The organism is Dyadobacter frigoris, assembly GCF_005280585.1.
Lineage (GTDB): Bacteria > Bacteroidota > Bacteroidia > Cytophagales > Spirosomataceae > Dyadobacter > Dyadobacter frigoris.
Map to the genome: position 1 here is coordinate 179,686 of NZ_SZVO01000012.1, position 18,373 is coordinate 198,058.

At 39.1% G+C, this 18,373-nt stretch carries 20 protein-coding genes; 8 read left to right on the forward strand and 12 right to left on the reverse strand.

Annotated elements, in window-relative coordinates:
- Positions 1-110 precede the first annotated feature (110 nt).
- Both FDK13_RS24040 and FDK13_RS24045 read right to left on the reverse strand, forming a co-directional pair.
- On the reverse strand, positions 111-359 hold the full coding sequence (locus tag FDK13_RS24040; RefSeq protein ID WP_170982903.1) for a hypothetical protein: 249 nt from the start codon (positions 357-359) through the stop codon (positions 111-113).
- Between the two features lie 77 nt (positions 360-436).
- Entirely contained in the window at positions 437-1,255 is an 819-nt protein-coding gene (locus FDK13_RS24045; RefSeq protein WP_137342558.1) for a phytanoyl-CoA dioxygenase family protein, read from the reverse strand.
- Positions 1,256-1,393: 138 nt separating this feature from the next.
- Between FDK13_RS24045 and FDK13_RS24050 the strand changes: the two genes are divergently transcribed.
- On the forward strand, positions 1,394-2,248 hold the full coding sequence (locus tag FDK13_RS24050; RefSeq protein ID WP_137342559.1) for an AraC family transcriptional regulator: 855 nt from the start codon (positions 1,394-1,396) through the stop codon (positions 2,246-2,248).
- Positions 2,249-2,345: 97 nt separating this feature from the next.
- Here the strand turns inward: FDK13_RS24050 and FDK13_RS24055 are convergent, their stop codons facing one another.
- Together FDK13_RS24055 and FDK13_RS24060 are read right to left on the reverse strand one after the other, a co-directional pair.
- Complete coding sequence (locus FDK13_RS24055) at positions 2,346-2,642, reverse strand: Dabb family protein (RefSeq protein ID WP_137342560.1); 297 nt, start codon at positions 2,640-2,642, stop codon at positions 2,346-2,348.
- 147 nt (positions 2,643-2,789) lie between these two features.
- A complete protein-coding gene (locus FDK13_RS24060; RefSeq protein ID WP_137342561.1) occupies positions 2,790-3,371 on the reverse strand; it encodes a porin family protein in 582 nt (193 codons plus the stop codon).
- A 388-nt stretch (positions 3,372-3,759) separates the two neighbouring features.
- On the opposite strand from FDK13_RS24060, the gene FDK13_RS24065 reads away from it, so the two are divergent.
- Entirely contained in the window at positions 3,760-4,932 is a 1,173-nt protein-coding gene (locus FDK13_RS24065) for a threonine aldolase family protein (protein WP_137342562.1), read from the forward strand.
- A 17-nt stretch (positions 4,933-4,949) separates the two neighbouring features.
- On the opposite strand, the gene FDK13_RS24070 is transcribed toward FDK13_RS24065, so the two are convergent.
- Positions 4,950-5,348, reverse strand: coding sequence for a response regulator (locus tag FDK13_RS24070; RefSeq protein WP_137342563.1), 399 nt, complete (start codon positions 5,346-5,348; stop codon positions 4,950-4,952).
- Positions 5,335-6,945, reverse strand: coding sequence for a sensor histidine kinase (locus FDK13_RS24075; protein ID WP_137342564.1), 1,611 nt, complete (start codon positions 6,943-6,945; stop codon positions 5,335-5,337). The genes FDK13_RS24070 and FDK13_RS24075 overlap by 14 nt, the downstream gene beginning before the upstream one ends.
- Before the next feature lie 615 nt (positions 6,946-7,560).
- On the opposite strand from FDK13_RS24075, the gene FDK13_RS36440 reads away from it, so the two are divergent.
- Both FDK13_RS36440 and FDK13_RS24080 read left to right on the forward strand, forming a co-directional pair.
- Entirely contained in the window at positions 7,561-8,193 is a 633-nt protein-coding gene (locus FDK13_RS36440) for an alpha-amylase family glycosyl hydrolase (RefSeq protein ID WP_262711826.1), read from the forward strand.
- Positions 8,112-9,050, forward strand: a complete 939-nt coding sequence (locus tag FDK13_RS24080) for an alpha-amylase (protein WP_445438714.1) — start codon at positions 8,112-8,114, stop codon at positions 9,048-9,050. The genes FDK13_RS36440 and FDK13_RS24080 overlap by 82 nt, the downstream gene beginning before the upstream one ends.
- 67 nt (positions 9,051-9,117) lie before the next feature.
- Here the strand turns inward: FDK13_RS24080 and FDK13_RS24085 are convergent, their stop codons facing one another.
- A complete protein-coding gene (locus FDK13_RS24085; protein ID WP_137342565.1) occupies positions 9,118-9,420 on the reverse strand; it encodes a hypothetical protein in 303 nt (100 codons plus the stop codon).
- A gap of 457 nt (positions 9,421-9,877) precedes the next feature.
- Between FDK13_RS24085 and FDK13_RS24095 the strand changes: the two genes are divergently transcribed.
- Positions 9,878-10,771 (forward strand): SDR family oxidoreductase, encoded by an 894-nt coding sequence (locus FDK13_RS24095; protein ID WP_137342566.1) that lies wholly within the window; start codon positions 9,878-9,880, stop codon positions 10,769-10,771.
- 176 nt (positions 10,772-10,947) lie between these two features.
- On the opposite strand, the gene FDK13_RS24100 is transcribed toward FDK13_RS24095, so the two are convergent.
- A complete protein-coding gene (locus FDK13_RS24100) occupies positions 10,948-11,391 on the reverse strand; it encodes a VOC family protein (protein WP_137342567.1) in 444 nt (147 codons plus the stop codon).
- Between the two features lie 62 nt (positions 11,392-11,453).
- Positions 11,454-12,158, reverse strand: a complete 705-nt coding sequence (locus FDK13_RS24105; RefSeq protein ID WP_137342568.1) for a 3-keto-disaccharide hydrolase — start codon at positions 12,156-12,158, stop codon at positions 11,454-11,456.
- Positions 12,159-12,361: 203 nt separating this feature from the next.
- Between FDK13_RS24105 and FDK13_RS24110 the strand changes: the two genes are divergently transcribed.
- Positions 12,362-13,228 carry an AraC family transcriptional regulator gene (locus FDK13_RS24110; RefSeq protein ID WP_137342569.1) on the forward strand — a complete coding sequence of 289 codons (867 nt, stop codon included), beginning with the start codon at positions 12,362-12,364 and terminating at the stop codon, positions 13,226-13,228.
- 212 nt (positions 13,229-13,440) lie between these two features.
- Here the strand turns inward: FDK13_RS24110 and FDK13_RS24115 are convergent, their stop codons facing one another.
- Complete coding sequence (locus FDK13_RS24115) at positions 13,441-14,391, reverse strand: aldo/keto reductase (protein ID WP_137342570.1); 951 nt, start codon at positions 14,389-14,391, stop codon at positions 13,441-13,443.
- A gap of 190 nt (positions 14,392-14,581) precedes the next feature.
- Here FDK13_RS24115 and FDK13_RS24120 point away from each other — a divergent pair, with 190 nt between their 5' ends.
- Positions 14,582-15,304 (forward strand): IclR family transcriptional regulator, encoded by a 723-nt coding sequence (locus FDK13_RS24120; RefSeq protein ID WP_137342571.1) that lies wholly within the window; start codon positions 14,582-14,584, stop codon positions 15,302-15,304.
- A gap of 25 nt (positions 15,305-15,329) precedes the next feature.
- The gene (locus FDK13_RS24125) at positions 15,330-15,914 is read left to right on the forward strand and encodes a TetR/AcrR family transcriptional regulator (protein WP_137342572.1); all 585 of its coding nucleotides are present in this window, start codon (positions 15,330-15,332) and stop codon (positions 15,912-15,914) included.
- Between the two features lie 93 nt (positions 15,915-16,007).
- Here the strand turns inward: FDK13_RS24125 and FDK13_RS24130 are convergent, their stop codons facing one another.
- Both FDK13_RS24130 and FDK13_RS24135 read right to left on the reverse strand, forming a co-directional pair.
- Entirely contained in the window at positions 16,008-16,847 is an 840-nt protein-coding gene (locus FDK13_RS24130) for an oxidoreductase (RefSeq protein WP_137342573.1), read from the reverse strand.
- 145 nt (positions 16,848-16,992) lie between these two features.
- Positions 16,993-18,318: an MATE family efflux transporter gene (locus FDK13_RS24135; protein ID WP_137342574.1), complete on the reverse strand. Its 1,326-nt coding sequence runs from the start codon at positions 18,316-18,318 to the stop codon at positions 16,993-16,995.
- Positions 18,319-18,373: the final 55 nt, after the last annotated feature.

Genomic DNA, 18,373 nt, shown 5'->3' on the forward strand with positions numbered 1-18,373 from the left:
GTATCAAATCTATTAAGACTAATTATAAATTGTTCTGTTTTCTTTGATAGGTTATAACAATTGTTGTTTAGTTGAAACTCAATTTATTTTTATACAGAAATTATCTGTAATCAATTGAGCTGCTTGTGGATTTCCAGTGCTGTGCTGATGAGAACAAAGTGTGTAAACGCCTGAGGGGAATTTTTCAAATGCTCAGCTTTTTGACCAGCGGTTCCGGGTAAATAAAGCTGCCTGGTTTTATAGTCTTTTATTTGCGGTGCAAGAGAGAAACTGCCATCTTTCTTATGATCCGGTAATTTTGCAAAAACAGTAGGAGAGTCAAAATCGGGATAAGACATAAAACCTAGACAATCAGCCATAGAAGAAGCACAAAAAAGGTATCCCATTTACGGGATACCTCCAAATTTCAAGAATGTAAACGGGCTGGCAAAATTTCTTATAGAATTACCGGATTCAGTATAGAAGCAAACAATTCGCCTGCCGGTGAGCCAGCCATCCAGCGCTGACGATCCGCTTCCTGATGTTTGTTTTGAGGCTCAGTTATTTTTGCACCATCTGCCACAAAAATGATTGTCATCACTTCCCGGACTACATCTGTTGATTTGTTTCCCGGGGCAGAATGCAGCGTCCAGCCGTAATGCCAGGTAGCATCACCTGCATTCATGGTTTCCGCCCTGGCTATTTTATAGCCTTTTTCGTTAACAAATTTTTGCAGCATAATTTCCGACTCATCAGAAATCGGTACGTTTTCAATAAACCCGCTTTGATGTGAGCCGGAAGCAAAAGTGAGCATGCCCATTTCTGAGTCGATATCAATCAAAGGCATCCACATCGTAATGGTTTTGTCCGTGTCAACCGGCCAGTAGTACTGGTCCTGGTGCCATGGCGTAAAACCTCCGCCGGGTTCTTTATACAGAGCCTGATCGTGATAAATTCTGACATTTTCGACGCCGAGCAAGTCGGCGGCGATTTTGCCAAAACGTTTCGCAAGTGAGAAGTTTTTTACATTTTCATCAACTTCCCATAAATTGGTAATTTGCAGAAAAGCTTTTCCGTAAGTGTCCCTGTCTTCCAGTTTACGCTTTTCTGTGTTGTAAGTTATGGCTGCTTTGTTGATCGCGTCCCTGTAATAGGAAACTTCATTTGAATCAAGAACTCCGGGAATCATCACATGCCCATTTTCTTTAAAACTTTTAATTTCACTTTCGAGGACTGTTTTGTAACCGGTTAGATCGGGAGCGGTCAAAGTAGTCATAAAAATTTAAGGTTTAGGAATAATCATCCTCAAATTTCGGGTCTTTCCTGATTTTAAGTTAGGCGGATAATGGCCATTTTATGGTGTATTTTATCTATTTTTATATTTTCGATTTAATAATTGATTAATAAAGTCGATATGAAACCTTTATTCGAAAATTTACAGCCGGGTCCGGAAAGTTCTTTCATCGTCAGATCATTTGATCTGGAAAAATTTACAGTTCCATTTCATTTTCATCCGGAATATGAACTTACACTGATTTTAAAAGGAAGAGGAAAGCGTTATGTTGGAAATAATATGGCAGATTTTGATGAGAATGATTTGGTACTAATTGGTCCGGATTTGCCTCATTGCTGGAAAAGTGAGAAAGAAGATGGTGTGAAATCAGTTGTTGTACATTTTATAAATGATTTTCTGGGCAAGGACTTTTTTGACAAACCTGAGCTTTCCGGTATTCAGAATATTCTCAAACGCAGTGCTTCCGGTATTCGGTTTACGGGCAAAATAGCAGAAAATGCGGTACCAAAAATGGAACTGTTATCAGTCGAGGAAAATCCTTTCCGGAAAATGCTCCGACTGCTCGATGTTATGGAAGACCTGGCCGGATCTTCCGAATATCAGTTGCTGGATCATGGAGGAACAGTTGCGCAGCTTCCTCATATCAACAAGGAAAGAATGAATTCTGCGCTTGGTTACATTGTCGATAATTTTCGGAGCGGGATTATTTTAAATGAAGTAGCCGCTGAAGTGAATATGTCGCCGAATGCATTTTGTAAGTATTTCAAAAAAGCCACCAACAAAACATTTATGGAAACGGTAATCGATTACCGAATAAACTTTGCCATGCAGCAACTCTTATCAACAGAAAAACCGGTAGCAGAAATTGCTATGGAAAGTGGATTTGGAGATGTGTCTCACTTTTACAAACTTTTCAAAAGATTGATAAGAATAAGTCCGCTGCAATATAGAAAGGATTTTCAAAAGGGAATATGAGGAGCGGGGGAATTTAACTTTTCTTAGAAAGATCTATTATAAAAGCCATCAACCGTACAAGTGCAGTTAATGGCTTTATGTTTTCTAAAATTTAAAGCTATTTGACGTATTGTACGTAATCGATTTCAAGAAAGTCTTCCACGTTTTTCACCCATAGCTGTTCAACAAATTTTACATGATCGGGATGAGCAGAATAGTCATCATATTTTTTCTGATCCTCAAATTCCATAGTCAGTCCGTAATCAAATTTATTCGACTTGCTGACTTCCCTGACACATTGAAAATTATTAACACCGGGAATGGAAGACAATTCAATTGCTGCATTCAAAAATGTCTTTTCTTCTACTGAACCTTTTGGATGTTTGAGTTTGAAAAAAACAGAATGAGTTATCATAAGTTTTGGCAAGAAAGTATTAAAATTGTAAAAGACGAAGTTAATCTTTCGTTTTTAATTTTTTCAAATAATTGAAAAACCTTGTAGTCTTTATACAAGAAAAGGGAAAAGATTGATTTCTTTCCCCTCTTCTTGTAAGTTATTTAACTAGTCGTTATTGATCAAAGGAATAGCCCAGAAAATACTGGCCTGAATAACGCTGTTCTTAAAATCAGGGCTGATATTTTGTCCTGTGAAATCACCAACTTTTGAAAGTCCTGCAATATAACGGGCACCAATTCCCAGACCAATTTTTGTCTGATATCCAATTCCTGCACCTACTGACAAATCAAGATTTTTGGAGAAATGACTGATTGTTTGGTCTGGAAGATTTTGGGAAGTTCTGAATCCAACCTGCGGGCCAGCTTCAACGAAAAATCCACCATTCGTTTTCAATTTGAACATGACAGGAATTGTAAGGTAGCTTATTTTGTAATCCTGCTGACCTGCCGGACGCTGAACTTTGGCACCTTGTGTCGAAAATAGAACTTCAGGCTGAATTGAGAAATTCTTACCAAAGCCAAAATTAAGGAGACCGCCAATGTGATAACCTACCAGTGGATCAGAATCAATATTTCCACTTGTGTAATTGCTGACATTAACACCTGCTTTCGGACCGATACTGAAAGTTTGTGCGAAAGTGAACGTGCTGATCGTTGCCAGGCATATTGTAAAAAGTAGCTTTTTCATGTCGTTTTATTGGTTATGAAATTAGATAATTTAATTTTTTAGACTAATGAAGTGTTTTAGTCTAAAAAATATATCAATAAAATAACCATACCGTTTCACTTGGCCCGGCGAGCTTTCCTAATACAATAAATTTGGATTATGACTTGTAATTAATCAGTTTTGTTTCGAGAATGCGATCGGATTGTAATATCTTATTTTGTTGTCTTGTTGCTAACCGAAATATGAGAATAGTTTGAGTAGCTATAACAACGAATGATTTTTGTAACCTTGTTTTATTTAGCTGGGGAAAATATTCTCGGCAGTGGGAAAGGAACCCTGCTAAATTTAGTTTGGTAATTTTTATTCTTATTAAAAAACTGATAAACCAACTCATTTAAGTTTTTAAAATATGTTTAACAGAAGAGATTTTTTACGTATTTCAGGGTTGTCGGTAGCACCGGCACTTTCTCCGTTAAGAGGTTTTTCGACAGAGGGGAAATCAGAGGCTCCGAAAAAAGAGGGCCTGTATTTCATGGGTGACGGTCCTATGTATTCTCCTGAGGAATTTTTAGAGAAATTGCAGCAGATCAACAAGGACAAACCGGTTGTAAAAGATTTTTACGGAAAAGGCGGCAGTGTTGAACAGCTTTTAAAAAAGTTTTGCGAAATAACCGGAAAGGAATCGGCCATTTATATGCCTACCGGAACTCTTGCCAATCAACTGGCTATTGCTGTTTTATCTGGTGAAAACACAAAAGCATTTGTCCAGGAAACCAGTCATGTTTATCGCGATGAAGCAGATTCTGCGCAGTCGGTTTTCAACAAACGCCTGATTCCGCTTGCTGCCGGTAAAGCCTATTTTACGCTGGAAGAATTACAGAAATCAATAGAAGAACATACACAGGGAGAGGCTTTTAAGAGTGGGATAGGGGCGATATCAATCGAAAATCCTGTGAGGAGAAATGACGGACAATTTGTTCCTCTTGCAGAGATTAAAAAAATCAGTGCGTTTTGCCGGGCGAAAGGGTATAAACTTCACCTGGACGGAGCACGTATCTATCTGGCATCGGCTTTTTCCGGAATTTCAGTTTCGGAGTACGCTTCCTTTTTTGATACGGTTTATATTTCGTTATACAAATATCTTGGGGCGTCCGGAGGCGCAGTTTTGTGTGGCCCCAAAGACGTCATTGATAAAATGGAACATTTGGTAAAAGTGCATGGCGGTGTGGTTTTTTCAAATTGGGCAAATGCGGCGATGGCATTACATCATCTTACAGGTATTGAAGATCGTTTTAAAAATTTTGCAGCTCAGTCAGAGCAGCTGTTCAAAAAGCTGAACGAACTGCCTGAAATAAAAATTACAGGCATAGAAGGTGGTACAAATATTTCTATATTAAAACTTGCAGCGACTGTAAATTCTAAAAAACTCAGCGAAATTTTATGGCAAAAATATAGCATTGCCTTGCCGGTTGCAAAACCGGATGGGATAGTAAAACTAATGGTGAATGATAGCTTGCTGACGCAATCCAGTGAACAAATTGTTGCGGCTTTTAAAGATGCGCTTGGATTATCGAAGGTCTGAAAACAGTGTAATAAAATTTACATCTGCTCAACCAGTTGTTTCAGTACATCGATATCAATAGGTTTTCGTATAAAATTCTTTACCGGGCCAATAGACATGGCACGGTCGTAATCATCCTGGTCTTCCGAAGAGCTAGTCATATAAAGAGTTATGTCTTTTTCTATAATAGGAGCCAGTTTGGAATAGCCATCCAGAAACTGCCATCCGTCAAGAATTGGCATATTGATATCGAGCAATATTAATTCCGGAAGTTTTTCCGGATGCATTTTGTTTTCGATAAAAAATTCCAGGGCCTCCAGGCCGTTTTTAAAGAAAATAGTCTTTTCTGCAACATCCGCATGTTCGATTATTCTCTTAATAAGAAATGTATAAATTTGATCATCGTCAATAACACATAAAAGGTTAATTTTTTTCATAAAACGTTATTTTAAATTTGGTTCCTTTATCCGGTTTACTCTCTACTGTGATTTTTCCACCCTGAGACTCGATCTGATTTTTAATCAGGAATAATCCAACGCCGTTTGCATCTTTATGGTTGTGAAATGTTTTATAGAGTCCAAAAACTTTCTCACCGTGTAATTCAAGGTCGATACCAACACCATTGTCAGTATATTCAAGAATTGTGATCTGATTTTTGTCCAGATACGTTTTCAATTCAATGTGTAAGTCCTCGTCTTCCTTTTTATACTTTATCCCGTTGGAAACCAGATTCATGATAATACTTTCAAGATAAATTCCCGGAAACAACACAGTATCGACTTCAAAATCCATATCTACAATGGCGTGACTTTGGATAAGCCCTGTGTCCAAAACACTTAATACCTTTTCAGTAGTCGTTTTAAAATCTAATTTCTGACTGGGTAAATAACTATCCCTGATCTTGATGACGGTCGACAGATCGTTTAATGTTTCATTCAGATTTTCGGAAACATGTTTAATCTTCTGAAAGATTTCAGTATTATTATTGTCGAGCGTGGTTTCATCAACGATATCCGACAGCATCGAAATATTACTGGAATGGTTCCTCAAATTATGTGACAAAATATGAGTGAAACTTTTAAGCTGACTGTTTTGCTGAGCCATTAAGTCAACCGACTTGCTTAGCGCCACTTCATTTGTTTTATATTTATCAATATCCATTATGACACCACGCATCTTGACCAGGTTACCGCTTTGGTCAAATAAAGGTTTTGCATAATACCGAACCCACTTTTTGCTTTGTTCGGGCGTGATTAACTGTAATTCCAGGTCCCATCCAATCCCTTGTTTATAAGCATTTTCAAGTGTTTGCTTTAAAATTTCCTGATGCGGTTTTATAAAAAAAGATATTGATTCTTCCGGCCCGATAAAATAATCTTCTTCCCGCCCGTAAATCTCGTAAGCCGTTTTGGACCAGTTGAATTTTTTAGTCAGCACATCAAGTTCCCATCCGCCAACACGTCCGACATGTCCGGCTTCGGATAGTAAAAATTCGCTGGCGGCTAGTTTTTCTTCTACCAGGCGGCGTTCGTTGATTTCATGTTCCAACTCCTTCACGGACCTGAGGAGTAAGACGTTTGGCAAAATCCTGTAAAGTACATAAACGGTTGTCATGGATACTAAGGCAGTAAGCAGCCTGATAAAAGCGCTCAGGCGATAGACTGGCCACCAGAAAATAATGGCATCAACAAAGTGAGTAGTGCCGCACAAAACAATAAATGCACCAAAAAGCCATACTACTTTCGGGAAAGGGAAATCTTTCCGAAGTATGACCAGACGAAATAAAAATATAGGGATGAGAAAATAGGCGGCCCAGATCAAAAGATCGGAAATGATATAAAGCCAGCCGTGAAAATCAGACCATGTTCCACAATGCCATCTGGCTGGCCAGTTACTGGTATCCAAAATGCCAATAAAAAATGTGGAAATCTGTTCACCCAGTCCCGCTTGGGAAGGCGGGTGATGGATATGGCCGGTTTGGCAGACGGGTCCGCAATCCGGAATTTTTGAAAGGGCTGTATCTTGTGGTTTCACGGTGTGTAGGCTGGGTGTGTTGTAGTTGGGTGGTGGTGAAATACATAAATTTCACCTTTATTAAAAAAAGTAAAAATCACATAATTTCTGTAGTGAACGACCGGAGAAAACAGGTTCGGGTTTTGTTACCGGCTTTTGACATGACATATATTTCGACAATTATGGCATGGAATCAAGTTCGTGCAAACAGAAAGCAGAAACGAAAAACGGAAAGCCGGTTTTTCGATAATATACCGGATGTGTAGAGTATTGGTTCATTTGCTTTTTAAGTTGGAGGATTAAAACTATGACGGTCAATGTGATACGTCTTCGCGCGTTTATATACGATTCGAAATTTCTTTTGGATCGTTTTAGTTAACTTTTTTATTTTTGTTTGAATCGGTAAATATGTAAGCCATCAACGGCATAAAATATTTGCACTGCAAATTAAAATCCGGCAATGTAATTCTTTATAGTTAAAAATCAGAATTTATGAAAATGTATTAGCTCTCAGGATATAATAAATATGAGGAAGTTGAAATCGGCGGGGGCATAGTAATTGTGTCAAGCGATTATAATTGGTAAACCGGAAGCAAAAATTGCCAATCCGGTCAAATGGAAATTATATACTTCATCATGGAAAATTTTACAATGCTGCAATTTTTTGAATGGTATTATCCCGCCGACGGAAGTTTGTGGAATCGCTTCAAAAACGAAGCAGAACGACTTAAATCCATTGGTATTGATTCGGTTTGGCTTCCGCCCGCACACAAGGGAATGGAGGGCAGTAAATCGCCAGGTTATGATTCTTACGATTTATATGATTTGGGGGAATTTGATCAAAAAGGCTCAGTGCGAACCAAGTACGGTACAAAACAGGAATTGATCGATGCCATAACTGCCGGAAAAGAGGCCAGTCTTCAGGTATACACCGACGTCGTTTTAAACCATATGGGTGGTGCCGATGAAAAGGAGTTGGTGACAGTTAAAAAAGTTACACCCGAAAACCGTAATGAATTCATCAATGAGCCTATGGAAATTGAGGCTTATACAAAATTCACTTTTCCGGGCAGACAAGGAAAGTATTCCTCTTTTATCTGGGATTATCAGTGTTTTTCAGGAGTAGATTTTGATGCTAAAAATGAAGAAACTGCTATTTACAGTATTCAGAATCAATATGGAGATGGTTGGCAGGATGTTCTGGATCTGAAAATGGAAACTATGATTATCTTATGCTTTCTGATATTGACTTCAGGAATCCGTTTGTAAAGGAAGAGCTGAAACGTTGGGGGGAATGGTTTTACGAAACGGTGGGAGTGGATGGCTTTCGTCTGGATGCCATCAGGCATATGGATCCCGAATTTTACAATGAATGGCTGGATCATTTAAGAGGTAAATATCAAAAGGAATTTTACACAGTAGGAGAATACTGGGTGCCATACGATTTGCAGTCGATATTGACCTACATTGAAGCAACAAATCAAAGAATGTCTCTTTTTGATGCACCACTTCAAGGTAATTTCTACAAGGCTTCAAAAGAAAATAGTGACTTCAATCTATGCACGATTTTCGATGATACGTTGGTTCAGTCATATCCGCAACTGGCTGTTACTCTTGTGGGAAATCATGATACACAGCCGCTGCAATCATTAGAACAAACCGTTGAGGCCTGGTTTCGTCCTTTGGCATACGCTTTGATCTTGTTTAGAAAAGATGGCTATCCTTGTATTTTTTACACGGATTTGTACGGAACAAAATACAAGGATACCGGGAATGATGGCGAAGAACATGAGATCACGCTTGAAAAAATAGACAAGCTGGAAGTATTTCTATATGTCAGGAAACATTTGTCTTACAGCCAGCAAAACGAGTATTTCAATCATCCGAATTGCATCGGCTGGACCAGAGAAGGAGATGATGAGCATAAAGGTTCTGGCTGCGCAGTCATTATTTCAAATGGCGAAGAGGGTACTAAAACAATGTCCGTTGGCGCAAAACATGCCGGTAAAAAATTCGTGGATTACCTGGGAAATGTGAGCGATGAGATCGTTATCGGTGAAGATGGTTCGGCAACGTTTAAGGTTAGCGGCAGATCGGTTTCTTTATGGGGATTGAAAAATAATTGATTTAGAATAAACCAGTTTTTATAGAAATGGAAAAGAGCGGTTGAAATTTTTCGACCGCTCTTTCCCATTAGTGTAATACGGCAGGACTAAGCATTTGCTCAAATTCTTTAACAGCCTTTCTTAACTGTTTTTCCGAAACCCCACTATATTTCGTCTGAAGTGACCTGGCTTGTTCTGCGTCCAGTTTTTTGAGTTTCCAGAACTTGGGATGCGTTTCTACAATCGGCAAATGAAAGTCTTCTTCTTTGGGGTCTTTAATCAGTACATTTACTGTTATCGTTATCTTTGAAAAATCTTCTGCTAATAATCCCTCTGTTATTACTTTCAGGCAGCGCCCGGTTTCCAGCGTAAATATTTTTTCTTGTCTCATGTCTAAATCCATTTCTCTGAGCCGCAAAGATATTTATTGTCCGCAGTAAAAGTAAGCATTTAACAAAATGATAATTTTGGCAAATTTCAATTACTAAAAAAGATTAACATGTACTTATTGGTATTAAAATGGGCTTTTTGCATTTACCAGGGTAGTTCCTCTCCAGGGTGAATAAATTTTCCGGTAGGACCATCTACATCGAGCAATGCAAGATCAACACTCGTTTTTGCTCCATCGATAATGGTCATGGGTGCCTCATTTTCGCCAAGTTCCCCGGTTAGCACCGGTGATAAGAGCTATTTTTTGATGTTTATTTTTTTAGTTGAATTTAATAAAATGTAAGTAATTGATTTACAGTGAAATGTTTTCGCCAGGCTATTTTGTAGCAGGATTAATTGTTACGATTTAGATCAGGCCGACAATAAGCGTAACTTTGCGGTTTCATTTTATAAAAGAAATGCCAGATAACAAACTCCCCAGAATATTAATTACCGGTGCTACCGGCCAGGTTGGAAACAAAACGATAGGGTTTCTCAAAAATAACAATGAAGTTGAAATTATAGCAGCTGTACGTTCACAGGAAAAGTCCCGTCAGTTTAAAAAGAAAGGTATAACAACGGTTCTTTTAGATTTTGACGACGAGCTCACGCACGCGGAAGCACTAAAAAATATTGACCGTGTTTTAATTGTAACGGGTTATACCGTTGATATGCTTCGCCAAAGCAAAGTTTTTTTGGATAGCGCGAAAATAGCCGGCGTAAAACATGTAGTCCATCTTGGTGCCTGCGGGCCTGATAATACAACTGTCGCGCATTGGGCCTGGCACCAGCTGGTCGAAAAATATATTGAATCAGCTGGTTTTTCCTTTACACATTTAAGGCCTGAAACCTTTATGCAGAACCTGTTGAGCTACGGTGGAAAGCGGGTTGTAAGAGATGGTATTTTTAATCAGTATGTTGAAAACGCGACAAAGAGCTGGGTAGATGCAGATGATGTAGCGCAGGTTGCGGCTCTGTCTTTATTGCATCCGGAGCTTCATGCCGGAAAAACCTACCGGATGGGGTATGATGCCAAATCGTATGATGACATTGCTGAAATGTTGACAAAAATGATTAAAAAGCCTTTTCAATACCAGCCGCAATCACCTGAGGTTTTTTTGAAATCCATGCAGGAAGCCGGGGCGGATATGGCCTACATGCATTGTGTATACGATCATTACAAACGTTATGCCGCCGGAACAATTCCTGGTGCAGATGAAACATTTGATAATTTTCAACAGATTACGGGAAGTAATCCTGTAAGCTGGGAAACTTTTATCAAAAAACACAAAGCAGAATTTGATTACCATTGAGGTAATCTGAACTGTTTTCTGTAAATCTTAGAAATTTTTATCCAGTGCTTTAAATTCAATGTTTTGAATAAGGCCTGATAGCGGCCTTTGTATTGATTTTAAGATTTGTTTTTGGACAAAAAAGAGAAAGGAGCCACTTATAGATAGCTCCTTACTCTTTTTTTGTATAGAATATTTTACTTCTGATTCAACTCGATTAAATAACCGTCCGGATCGGCAAAATAGATTTGGGTAACGCCGTCAAACCTGACCTGTTTGTGGAATTTTATATTTTTTTCAGTCAAAAACTTTTCTGACTGATCGATTGAAGCAACAAATAGAGCCATATGCCCGCCGTCTTTATCATTAACTACCGGTGTTGTGCGTCCTGCGAGTAAATGAATCATTTGCCCGTTTCCGGCATCAAACCAGCCACGGATTGCCTTTAAATTGTCAGGCACCTGGACAGGTTTCATCCCGATAATTTCCCTGTAAAATGTTTTACTGGCCTCAATATCCTTTACCTGAAGTGCCATATGGTTCCATCCTGTATAGCCGAGTTTTGAAGTCATGTCCTGTGCAGAAGAGGTCGCCGAATTGAATAATTGTGTCAGCAATAATAAAAAAAATAACCGTTTCATGAATGATAAAATTAATTTGGAAATCTTAAAATCAAAGGTAGGATTAGGAATAGTAATAATGTTTACAAACGTCGGATTTTTATATTTTTATACCACATTTCCTGCCCGTGGTGCTGAAACATAATATGGCCTTCCGAATACTGGGCAAAGCCGATAATATCCTTGTATTTACTGCCTTGTATCAATGCATTCAACTCGGGGCTATCAATGGTGTATTCCACTACTTTGCGTCCGTTCAGCCAGTGCTCAACATGTTTGTTTTTTACAATTAATCGGGAGGTATTGAATGTACCAACGGGTTTGAGAACCTTATTTTTTGGTGCGATCAAATCGTACAAAGATCCGGCAGAACGCTTCGGTTCTTTGTCATTAAAACCTATATCGTCCAGTAGCTGCATTTCAAAATTTGTTAACCAGTTCGGGCTGTTTCCATTTCCGGCTTCGTGTTTTGCATCTTCCATCACATTATAGAAAACACCGCCATTGCCGCCTACGGAAGTTTTCCAGTCAAATTGCAGTTCGAAATTCTGGTATTGCTGTTTGGTCAGTATATCTGTATTTTTCACTCCGGGAATCGTTTTCAGCAGTCCATTTTCAATTGACCAGCATTCGAGCGGGAAATCTTTTCTTTGATAACCTCTAAGTTTTTCAACAGACTTTCCGTCAAAAAGTACATCCCAGGAGCCAGTTTGGGAATTGTTTGTAAATGAGGTTAGTGTGAGCACTGAAATTAGTAATGTCAGAGCTGGAATAACAATATGACGCATAGGTATAAAGGTAGGTTTACAAATAAAAGCAAAACTAGCGACTACCATCAAACTTAAAGTAAGGGATGTTAACCAGTTTGTTAAAAATCTTAGCAGAATTGGTATTTTTAGACTATAATTTAGATAAATATGAATGTTTTTTTGCAGGATTTGGGATAAATTTGTTTAGAATCCTTTTCCTTTGACAGAATTACAACAAACACATGCAACCAAAGTTCCATAAAATACTGACGCCGCCATCCAACAGCATCAATGTTGTGAACAATAAACGTCACCATTTTTTAAATCCATTTCATTATCATCCTGAAATGGAAATTTCACTGGTTTTGAAGAGTTCAGGATTTCGGTTTGTAGGCGATTCCGTGGAATCTTTTGAGTCTGGTGATTTGATTTTTGTTGGATCTGATATACCGCATTGCTGGCGAAATGATCAGATAAGTATCACAGATCCGGATCATGAAGCAGAGATTCTTACCGTTCATTTTCCAAAAGCCTTTATTGGCGATGCTTTTTACAATCTTCCTGAATGTTCTGCGATCGATATCTTTTTGAAAAAGTCAAAACAAGGAATAAAAGTAACCGGAAAAACACGGGATGAAGTAGCTGAAATGCTTTTATCTCTCAATGAGCAGGATGGTATGAGCAGAATTATTACTTTGTTATCTATTCTGGATAGACTGTCCAAATGCCGGGAAATTCTTCCGTTGGCCAGTGCAGGTTTTGTCAATCGGTACTCTGATGTGGAATCCGACCGGATTAACATGGTTTTCCTGCATGTGATCAATAATCTGTCCGGTAAAATTACTTTGCAGGAGGTAGCTGCATTGACTAATTTAAGTGAAACTGCTTTTTGCAGGTATTTCAAATCCAAAACAGGTAAACGTTTTTCCGGTTTTTTGAACGAAGTCCGGATTGGATATGCCTGTAAAATCCTGATAAGCTCAAACCGGAGCATTACTGAAATTGCCTACGAAAGCGGCTATAATAGCCTGGCAAATTTCCTGATACAATTTAAAAGTATCATGAAAATAACGCCAAGACAATATCAGCTGCAATACCGGGAGATTTAAAAATTCACAAACTGTTCATGATTGATTTCTCCAATATTTCTTATTTGAAAAACGGAAGCCGAAAACAGCAGTATGCTTTTAACTTATTGATAAATAGTCAGATAATGGATTTTATGATTTATTATCTGACTATTTCTCATCAAATAAAAAGCCGGTACCGTTTTAATTATTTCGATACCGGCTTTCGCAGGGTTTTAAATTTTTTCTATTTTTTACCAGGCGCTGGCGGTATTCAGTTTTTCGATAGCCGCTTCATCCAGATTGATCGTTGCTGCCTCCGTTAATTGTCTAAGCTGATCAAGCGTGGTAGCACTTGCAATAGGAGCGGTTACGGCCGGATGCGCAATCAGCCATGCAAGAGAAATTGTTGCAGGGCTGCTGTTATATTCTGCGGAAATCTCATCGAGTGCTGCCAATATTTTAAACCCTCTTTCGGTAAGATATTTTGCCACCATACCACTTCTTTTACTGCCTTTTAAATCGTTTTTTGAACGATATTTTCCGGAAAGAAAACCGCTTGCCAAAGAGAAATAACTAATAACGCTCAGATTATTGTCAACCGTAAAAGGAGCAATATTTTCTTCAAAATCCTGTCTGTCAAACAGATTAAATTCAGGCTGAAATGTTTGATAAACGGCAAAGTTTTCCTGCTGACTAACTTTTACAGATTCTTCCAGTCTTGGTATCGGGAAGTTTGATGCGCCGATAATACGTACTTTTCCGGCTTTTACCAGTTCATTGTATGCTTCCAGTGTTTCTTCAACAGGCGTTTCCGGATCGTCATAATGTGACTGGTACAAATCGATATAATCCGTCTGCAATCTTTTTAATGAACCTTCAACGGCTTCCCGGATATATTTTTTGCTCAGCCCTTTTTTGCCCGGCCCCATTTCTGCACCTACTTTGGTAGCTAAAATAATTCTATCACGTTTCCCGCTTTTTTTAAACCACTTGCCAATGGCTGTTTCAGATTCCCCGCCATGATTTCCCGGAACCCAGGCTGAATATACGTCGGCTGTATCGACGGCGTTAAAACCTGCATCAACAAAAGCATCCAGTAGTTCAAATGTACGGTTATCGTCTGTTGTCCAGCCAAAAACATTTCCGCCAAAAACAAGTGGCGCAATTTCGATATCTGAATTTCCTAATTTTCTGTTTCCCATTTTTAATAATATTTGATTCCTGAAATAGTTGTTATTCAATCCTTATGCCAGACTATTTTCTGACATCTGATTTTGTTATGGTCGCCTGGGCAGGCCATTAATTTGTTACTGATCCGAAATTACGGTAGTTTTGAATTTAATAAACAAATTCTGTGAGATATTGTTAATTTGTTCATCATTGCTGAACTTTATGATACAATCAGTAGAAAGAGCTTTTGAAATATTGGAATACATTGCATTTAACGGCAATTTTGTCAGGCTCAATGATATTGCAGATTCTGTCGGACTTAAAAAAACAACTGTCCACAATTTTCTGAATACACTCAAAGAACTGGGCTATATTGAACAGGATGAATTAACGCCGCGCTACCGGATAACCTACAAATTCCAGTGTCTTTATTCACCTGACGTTTCTCTTTTTCAAATTAAAAAAGAGTTGAAACCAGTCTTGGAAAACATTACCCAGGTTACCGGGGAAACATCTTACCTGGCCATTCAGATGGGTTCCTATTTTCGGCATGAGCTGAAATGTGAACCTGACCGTTCTGTACGGATTTCGTTGGAACTTGGGAAGGAATATGAAATGACGACCACCGCGATAGGTAAAGTTTTTCTATCCTATTCGGATCATCTTCAGGCCAGTCTGATCAAATTTCAGGATGACAGTTTTCATGAAGCGCTAAGACAAGATGTTATAAAAATAAAGAAAAATGGCTATGCCATTGATATTGAGCAATATGAGCCCGACCTTAATTGTGTCGCTGTTCCTGTTTTTCACCACAGAAAGGTGATCGCAGTGGTTTGTGTGTCAGGGCCGTCTTACCGGTTTGGTGAAAAGGAGATCAGTTTTACACTTACAAAATTGGAAGATATGTTGTCGCGGCTGGATAAATATTCTTCCCGGCAGATTTAATTCATTATTGAATACAAAGTTAGATATGGCAAGATCAAAAGAATTTGATGAAGAGCTGGTGCTTGACAAGGCGATGGATCTGTTCTGGTTTAAGGGTTACAATGGCATTTCAGCCCAGGAACTTGTGGATGGACTGAGTCTGAGCCGTTCGAGTTTATACGATACTTATGGTGATAAACGCACGTTATTCATCAGGGCACTGAGACGTTATCGGGGTAAGGTAACAGGTAATATGATTGCTCTTTTGGATAATGCAACGGATGTTCCCGGGGTGATAAAAGATATTTTTCAGGCAACTGCGGTGGAATGTCTGGGCGAGAGTTCGCCAAAAGGATGTTTTATGGTTAATTCAAGAATTGAGCTGGCGCCGCACGATGCTGAAATTGCAGAGATCATTACCGAAAATCGCCAGGCGATAGAAGATGGTTTTTACAAAGCGATTAAAAGAGGGCAGGAGCTGCAACAAATAACAACGAATCAGCCCGCGAAAGCATTAGCAGGATTTTTTGTAAATAATCTATGGGGTTTAAAGGCTTACAGCAAATCTGAACCTGAAAAAGAGATCATCGAAGGGACGATCAAAATTGTTTTATCTGTTCTGGAAAAATGAATCCAGCTATTTTGAAATATCTGCCTGATAGTAAATAAGTTAACATTTGAAATGGACGTCCCTTTTCAAATGTTAACTTATCATATTTCAAATTCATGCGTCAAAACCTGTGGATTTTGTCAAATCTTCCCATTTTTCATATGCATTGGTAAGCACCTCTATTTTCTTGAATGCGCGCTCATAGGCGTCATTTCCTAATAAAAGATACAGCGGAGGATTTTGCTCTGCAACAATCTGAATCATAGCAGCGGCCGCTTTTTCAGGATCTCCCGCCTGATTTCCGTCCATTTTGAGATATTTTGTATGTGAATCTCTCACGGCCTGATATTCCTGAATTGGATTGCTGGTCATCACTAAAGATTCCGGTGTAAGAAAACTGGTCCGGAAAGCGCCGGGAGCTACAACTGTTACTTTAATCCCAAAAGATTTTACATCATCAGCCAGTACTTCTGATAAACCGATAACCGCATATTTTGCAGCCGCATAAACAGACCAACCAGTTCCGGGCGCAATACCGGCGATGGAAGAAATGTTAATAATATGTCCGGATCTCTGCTTTCTTAAATAAGGAAGCCCTTTTCTAATCACATTGAGCGTGGCGAAAACATTAACATCAAAACTTAAACGAGTCTCTTCGTCGGTCAGCTCTTCAATACTTCCACCGATCCCGTAACCGGCATTGTTGATGATAACGTCAATACTTCCGAATTGCGCATTTGCTTTTTCAAGTGCTTCGGCTACGCTTTCCTCATTTGTCAAATCAACAGAAATGGGCAGGAAAGAAGCTCCTGACGAGCCCACAGATTTTGTTAATTCGTCTATATTTCTTGACGTAGCCGCAACATTTTGTCCAGCTTCTAATAATTGTTTCACCAAACTAAGCCCCAAACCTTTTGAAGCTCCCGTTATAAACCAGGTTTTTTGAGATTCCATATTTTTGTTCTTTTTGTTATAACAAAAGTACGGCTGCTCCTATAAAATTCTATTGCCCGTATCAAACGGATGATTGCAAAATTCAAACAATCTAAATCTTTGATTGAATAGAAAAAATTGTATCGGGAAATAGCAGCAGATACAATTAATTATTGCGCTTTGCCATTTTTAAAAAGCGGTTAATTAAAAATACAGAAGCCAGTGTGAGTCCTATAATAAGTCCCAGCCAGATTCCCGGAGCACCCATTCCAAAATGAAAAGCAAGTACATAACCAGCCGGCAAGCCGATAACCCAGTATGCAATGGCGATCAGTATCGTTGGCGCTTTCACATCCTTAATTCCTCTTAACAAACCTGCGCTAATGGCCTGGGTGCTGTCAGATATCTGGAAAACGGCGGCAAATAACAGCAGTAAAGCGGCCAGCTGCAAAACTTCCGCATTGTCATTAAATGCTTTTGGCAATTCAAAACGAAACATCGCAAACGCAATGGCACAGAAGATTCCATAAATCAGCGCGGTGATCATTGTGCTTTTTCCAATCACGGCAATTTTCGCCCAGTTGGACGTTCCGAAGGCATTACTCACCCGAATGGAGCCAGCCTGAGCCAGACCCATCGACACCATAAAAGTAAAAGATGCACTGCTTAATGCGATCTGGTGTGCTGCCTGGGCAACCGCTCCGATTGTCCCGATAATGATTCCCGAAACCGCAAAAGCACCCGCTTCCATACCAATTTGCAAACTGCTGGGAACACCGATATGAAGCAATTCTCCCAGAGTTTTGCGTTGCAATGTCCATTGTTTACTTCTTACAGCTATATACTTTCGGAATGTTTTATGTCTTAAAATAGTGGTACCTAATGCCAGGAAAATAATGGTTCGCGTAATAAGTGTAGCATAACCTGCCCCTACGAGTTCCAGCCGTGGGAAACCCCAGTTACCATAAATCAGAAGCCAGTTTAAGAGGATATTTATAGGCATACCTGCCAAAGACAAAAACATGGCAGTTTTGGTAAATTCCAGTCCGTCAGTAAATTGTTTCAACGTCATAAACAGCAGCATTGGAATGATCGATAGCCCCATAAGCTGCATAAATGGGAGAGCAAGCCGAACCACTTCAGTATCCTGTCCAAGATGATAGAGTATATTCTTGCCAAAAACCAGCGTTAATGAAATCAGTAACGCAGTAAATGCGCATAAGCAGAACCCGTTGTATAAATAGTGGGAAACCTGCTGGCCATCGCGCCTTCCGTGTGAAAGTGAAACCATTTGAGAAACAGAGATCGTCATCCCGATTCCGATCACAAAAGGAATGTTCATTGTATTGACTACCAGAGCCGCAGCCGCCAGTTGTTTGTAACTAATGGCACCAACCATGGCCGTGTCAATCAGGTGAAGAGCCATTTGGGCAAGTTCTCCGATAATAATGGGCAACGCCAGCTTTATTGTTTTTGTAGCTTCACTTTTCATAAATTGCAACACTGTCTTAGAATGTTACAAAGTTATCAAAGTTTAAAGGAAGCGT

Excerpts from the sequence above, each read along its gene's own strand:
- FDK13_RS24135 (WP_137342574.1), bottom strand. The coding sequence starts at position 18,318 with ATGAAAAGTGAAGCTACAAAAACAATAAAGCTGGCGTTGCCCATTATT.
- FDK13_RS24095 (WP_137342566.1), top strand. The coding sequence starts at position 9,878 with ATGCCAGATAACAAACTCCCCAGAATATTAATTACCGGTGCTACCGGC.
- FDK13_RS24120 (WP_137342571.1), top strand. The coding sequence starts at position 14,582 with ATGATACAATCAGTAGAAAGAGCTTTTGAAATATTGGAATACATTGCA.
- FDK13_RS24125 (WP_137342572.1), top strand. The coding sequence starts at position 15,330 with ATGGCAAGATCAAAAGAATTTGATGAAGAGCTGGTGCTTGACAAGGCG.
- FDK13_RS24065 (WP_137342562.1), top strand. The coding sequence starts at position 3,760 with ATGTTTAACAGAAGAGATTTTTTACGTATTTCAGGGTTGTCGGTAGCA.
- FDK13_RS36440 (WP_262711826.1), top strand. The coding sequence starts at position 7,561 with ATGGAAAATTTTACAATGCTGCAATTTTTTGAATGGTATTATCCCGCC.
- FDK13_RS24105 (WP_137342568.1), bottom strand. The coding sequence starts at position 12,158 with ATGCGTCATATTGTTATTCCAGCTCTGACATTACTAATTTCAGTGCTC.
- FDK13_RS24045 (WP_137342558.1), bottom strand. The coding sequence starts at position 1,255 with ATGACTACTTTGACCGCTCCCGATCTAACCGGTTACAAAACAGTCCTC.
- FDK13_RS24085 (WP_137342565.1), bottom strand. The coding sequence starts at position 9,420 with ATGAGACAAGAAAAAATATTTACGCTGGAAACCGGGCGCTGCCTGAAA.
- FDK13_RS24100 (WP_137342567.1), bottom strand. The coding sequence starts at position 11,391 with ATGAAACGGTTATTTTTTTTATTATTGCTGACACAATTATTCAATTCG.
- FDK13_RS24050 (WP_137342559.1), top strand. The coding sequence starts at position 1,394 with ATGAAACCTTTATTCGAAAATTTACAGCCGGGTCCGGAAAGTTCTTTC.
- FDK13_RS24040 (WP_170982903.1), bottom strand. The coding sequence starts at position 359 with ATGGCTGATTGTCTAGGTTTTATGTCTTATCCCGATTTTGACTCTCCT.
- FDK13_RS24130 (WP_137342573.1), bottom strand. The coding sequence starts at position 16,847 with ATGGAATCTCAAAAAACCTGGTTTATAACGGGAGCTTCAAAAGGTTTG.
- FDK13_RS24070 (WP_137342563.1), bottom strand. The coding sequence starts at position 5,348 with ATGAAAAAAATTAACCTTTTATGTGTTATTGACGATGATCAAATTTAT.
- FDK13_RS24060 (WP_137342561.1), bottom strand. The coding sequence starts at position 3,371 with ATGAAAAAGCTACTTTTTACAATATGCCTGGCAACGATCAGCACGTTC.
- FDK13_RS24110 (WP_137342569.1), top strand. The coding sequence starts at position 12,362 with ATGCAACCAAAGTTCCATAAAATACTGACGCCGCCATCCAACAGCATC.
- FDK13_RS24055 (WP_137342560.1), bottom strand. The coding sequence starts at position 2,642 with ATGATAACTCATTCTGTTTTTTTCAAACTCAAACATCCAAAAGGTTCA.
- FDK13_RS24115 (WP_137342570.1), bottom strand. The coding sequence starts at position 14,391 with ATGGGAAACAGAAAATTAGGAAATTCAGATATCGAAATTGCGCCACTT.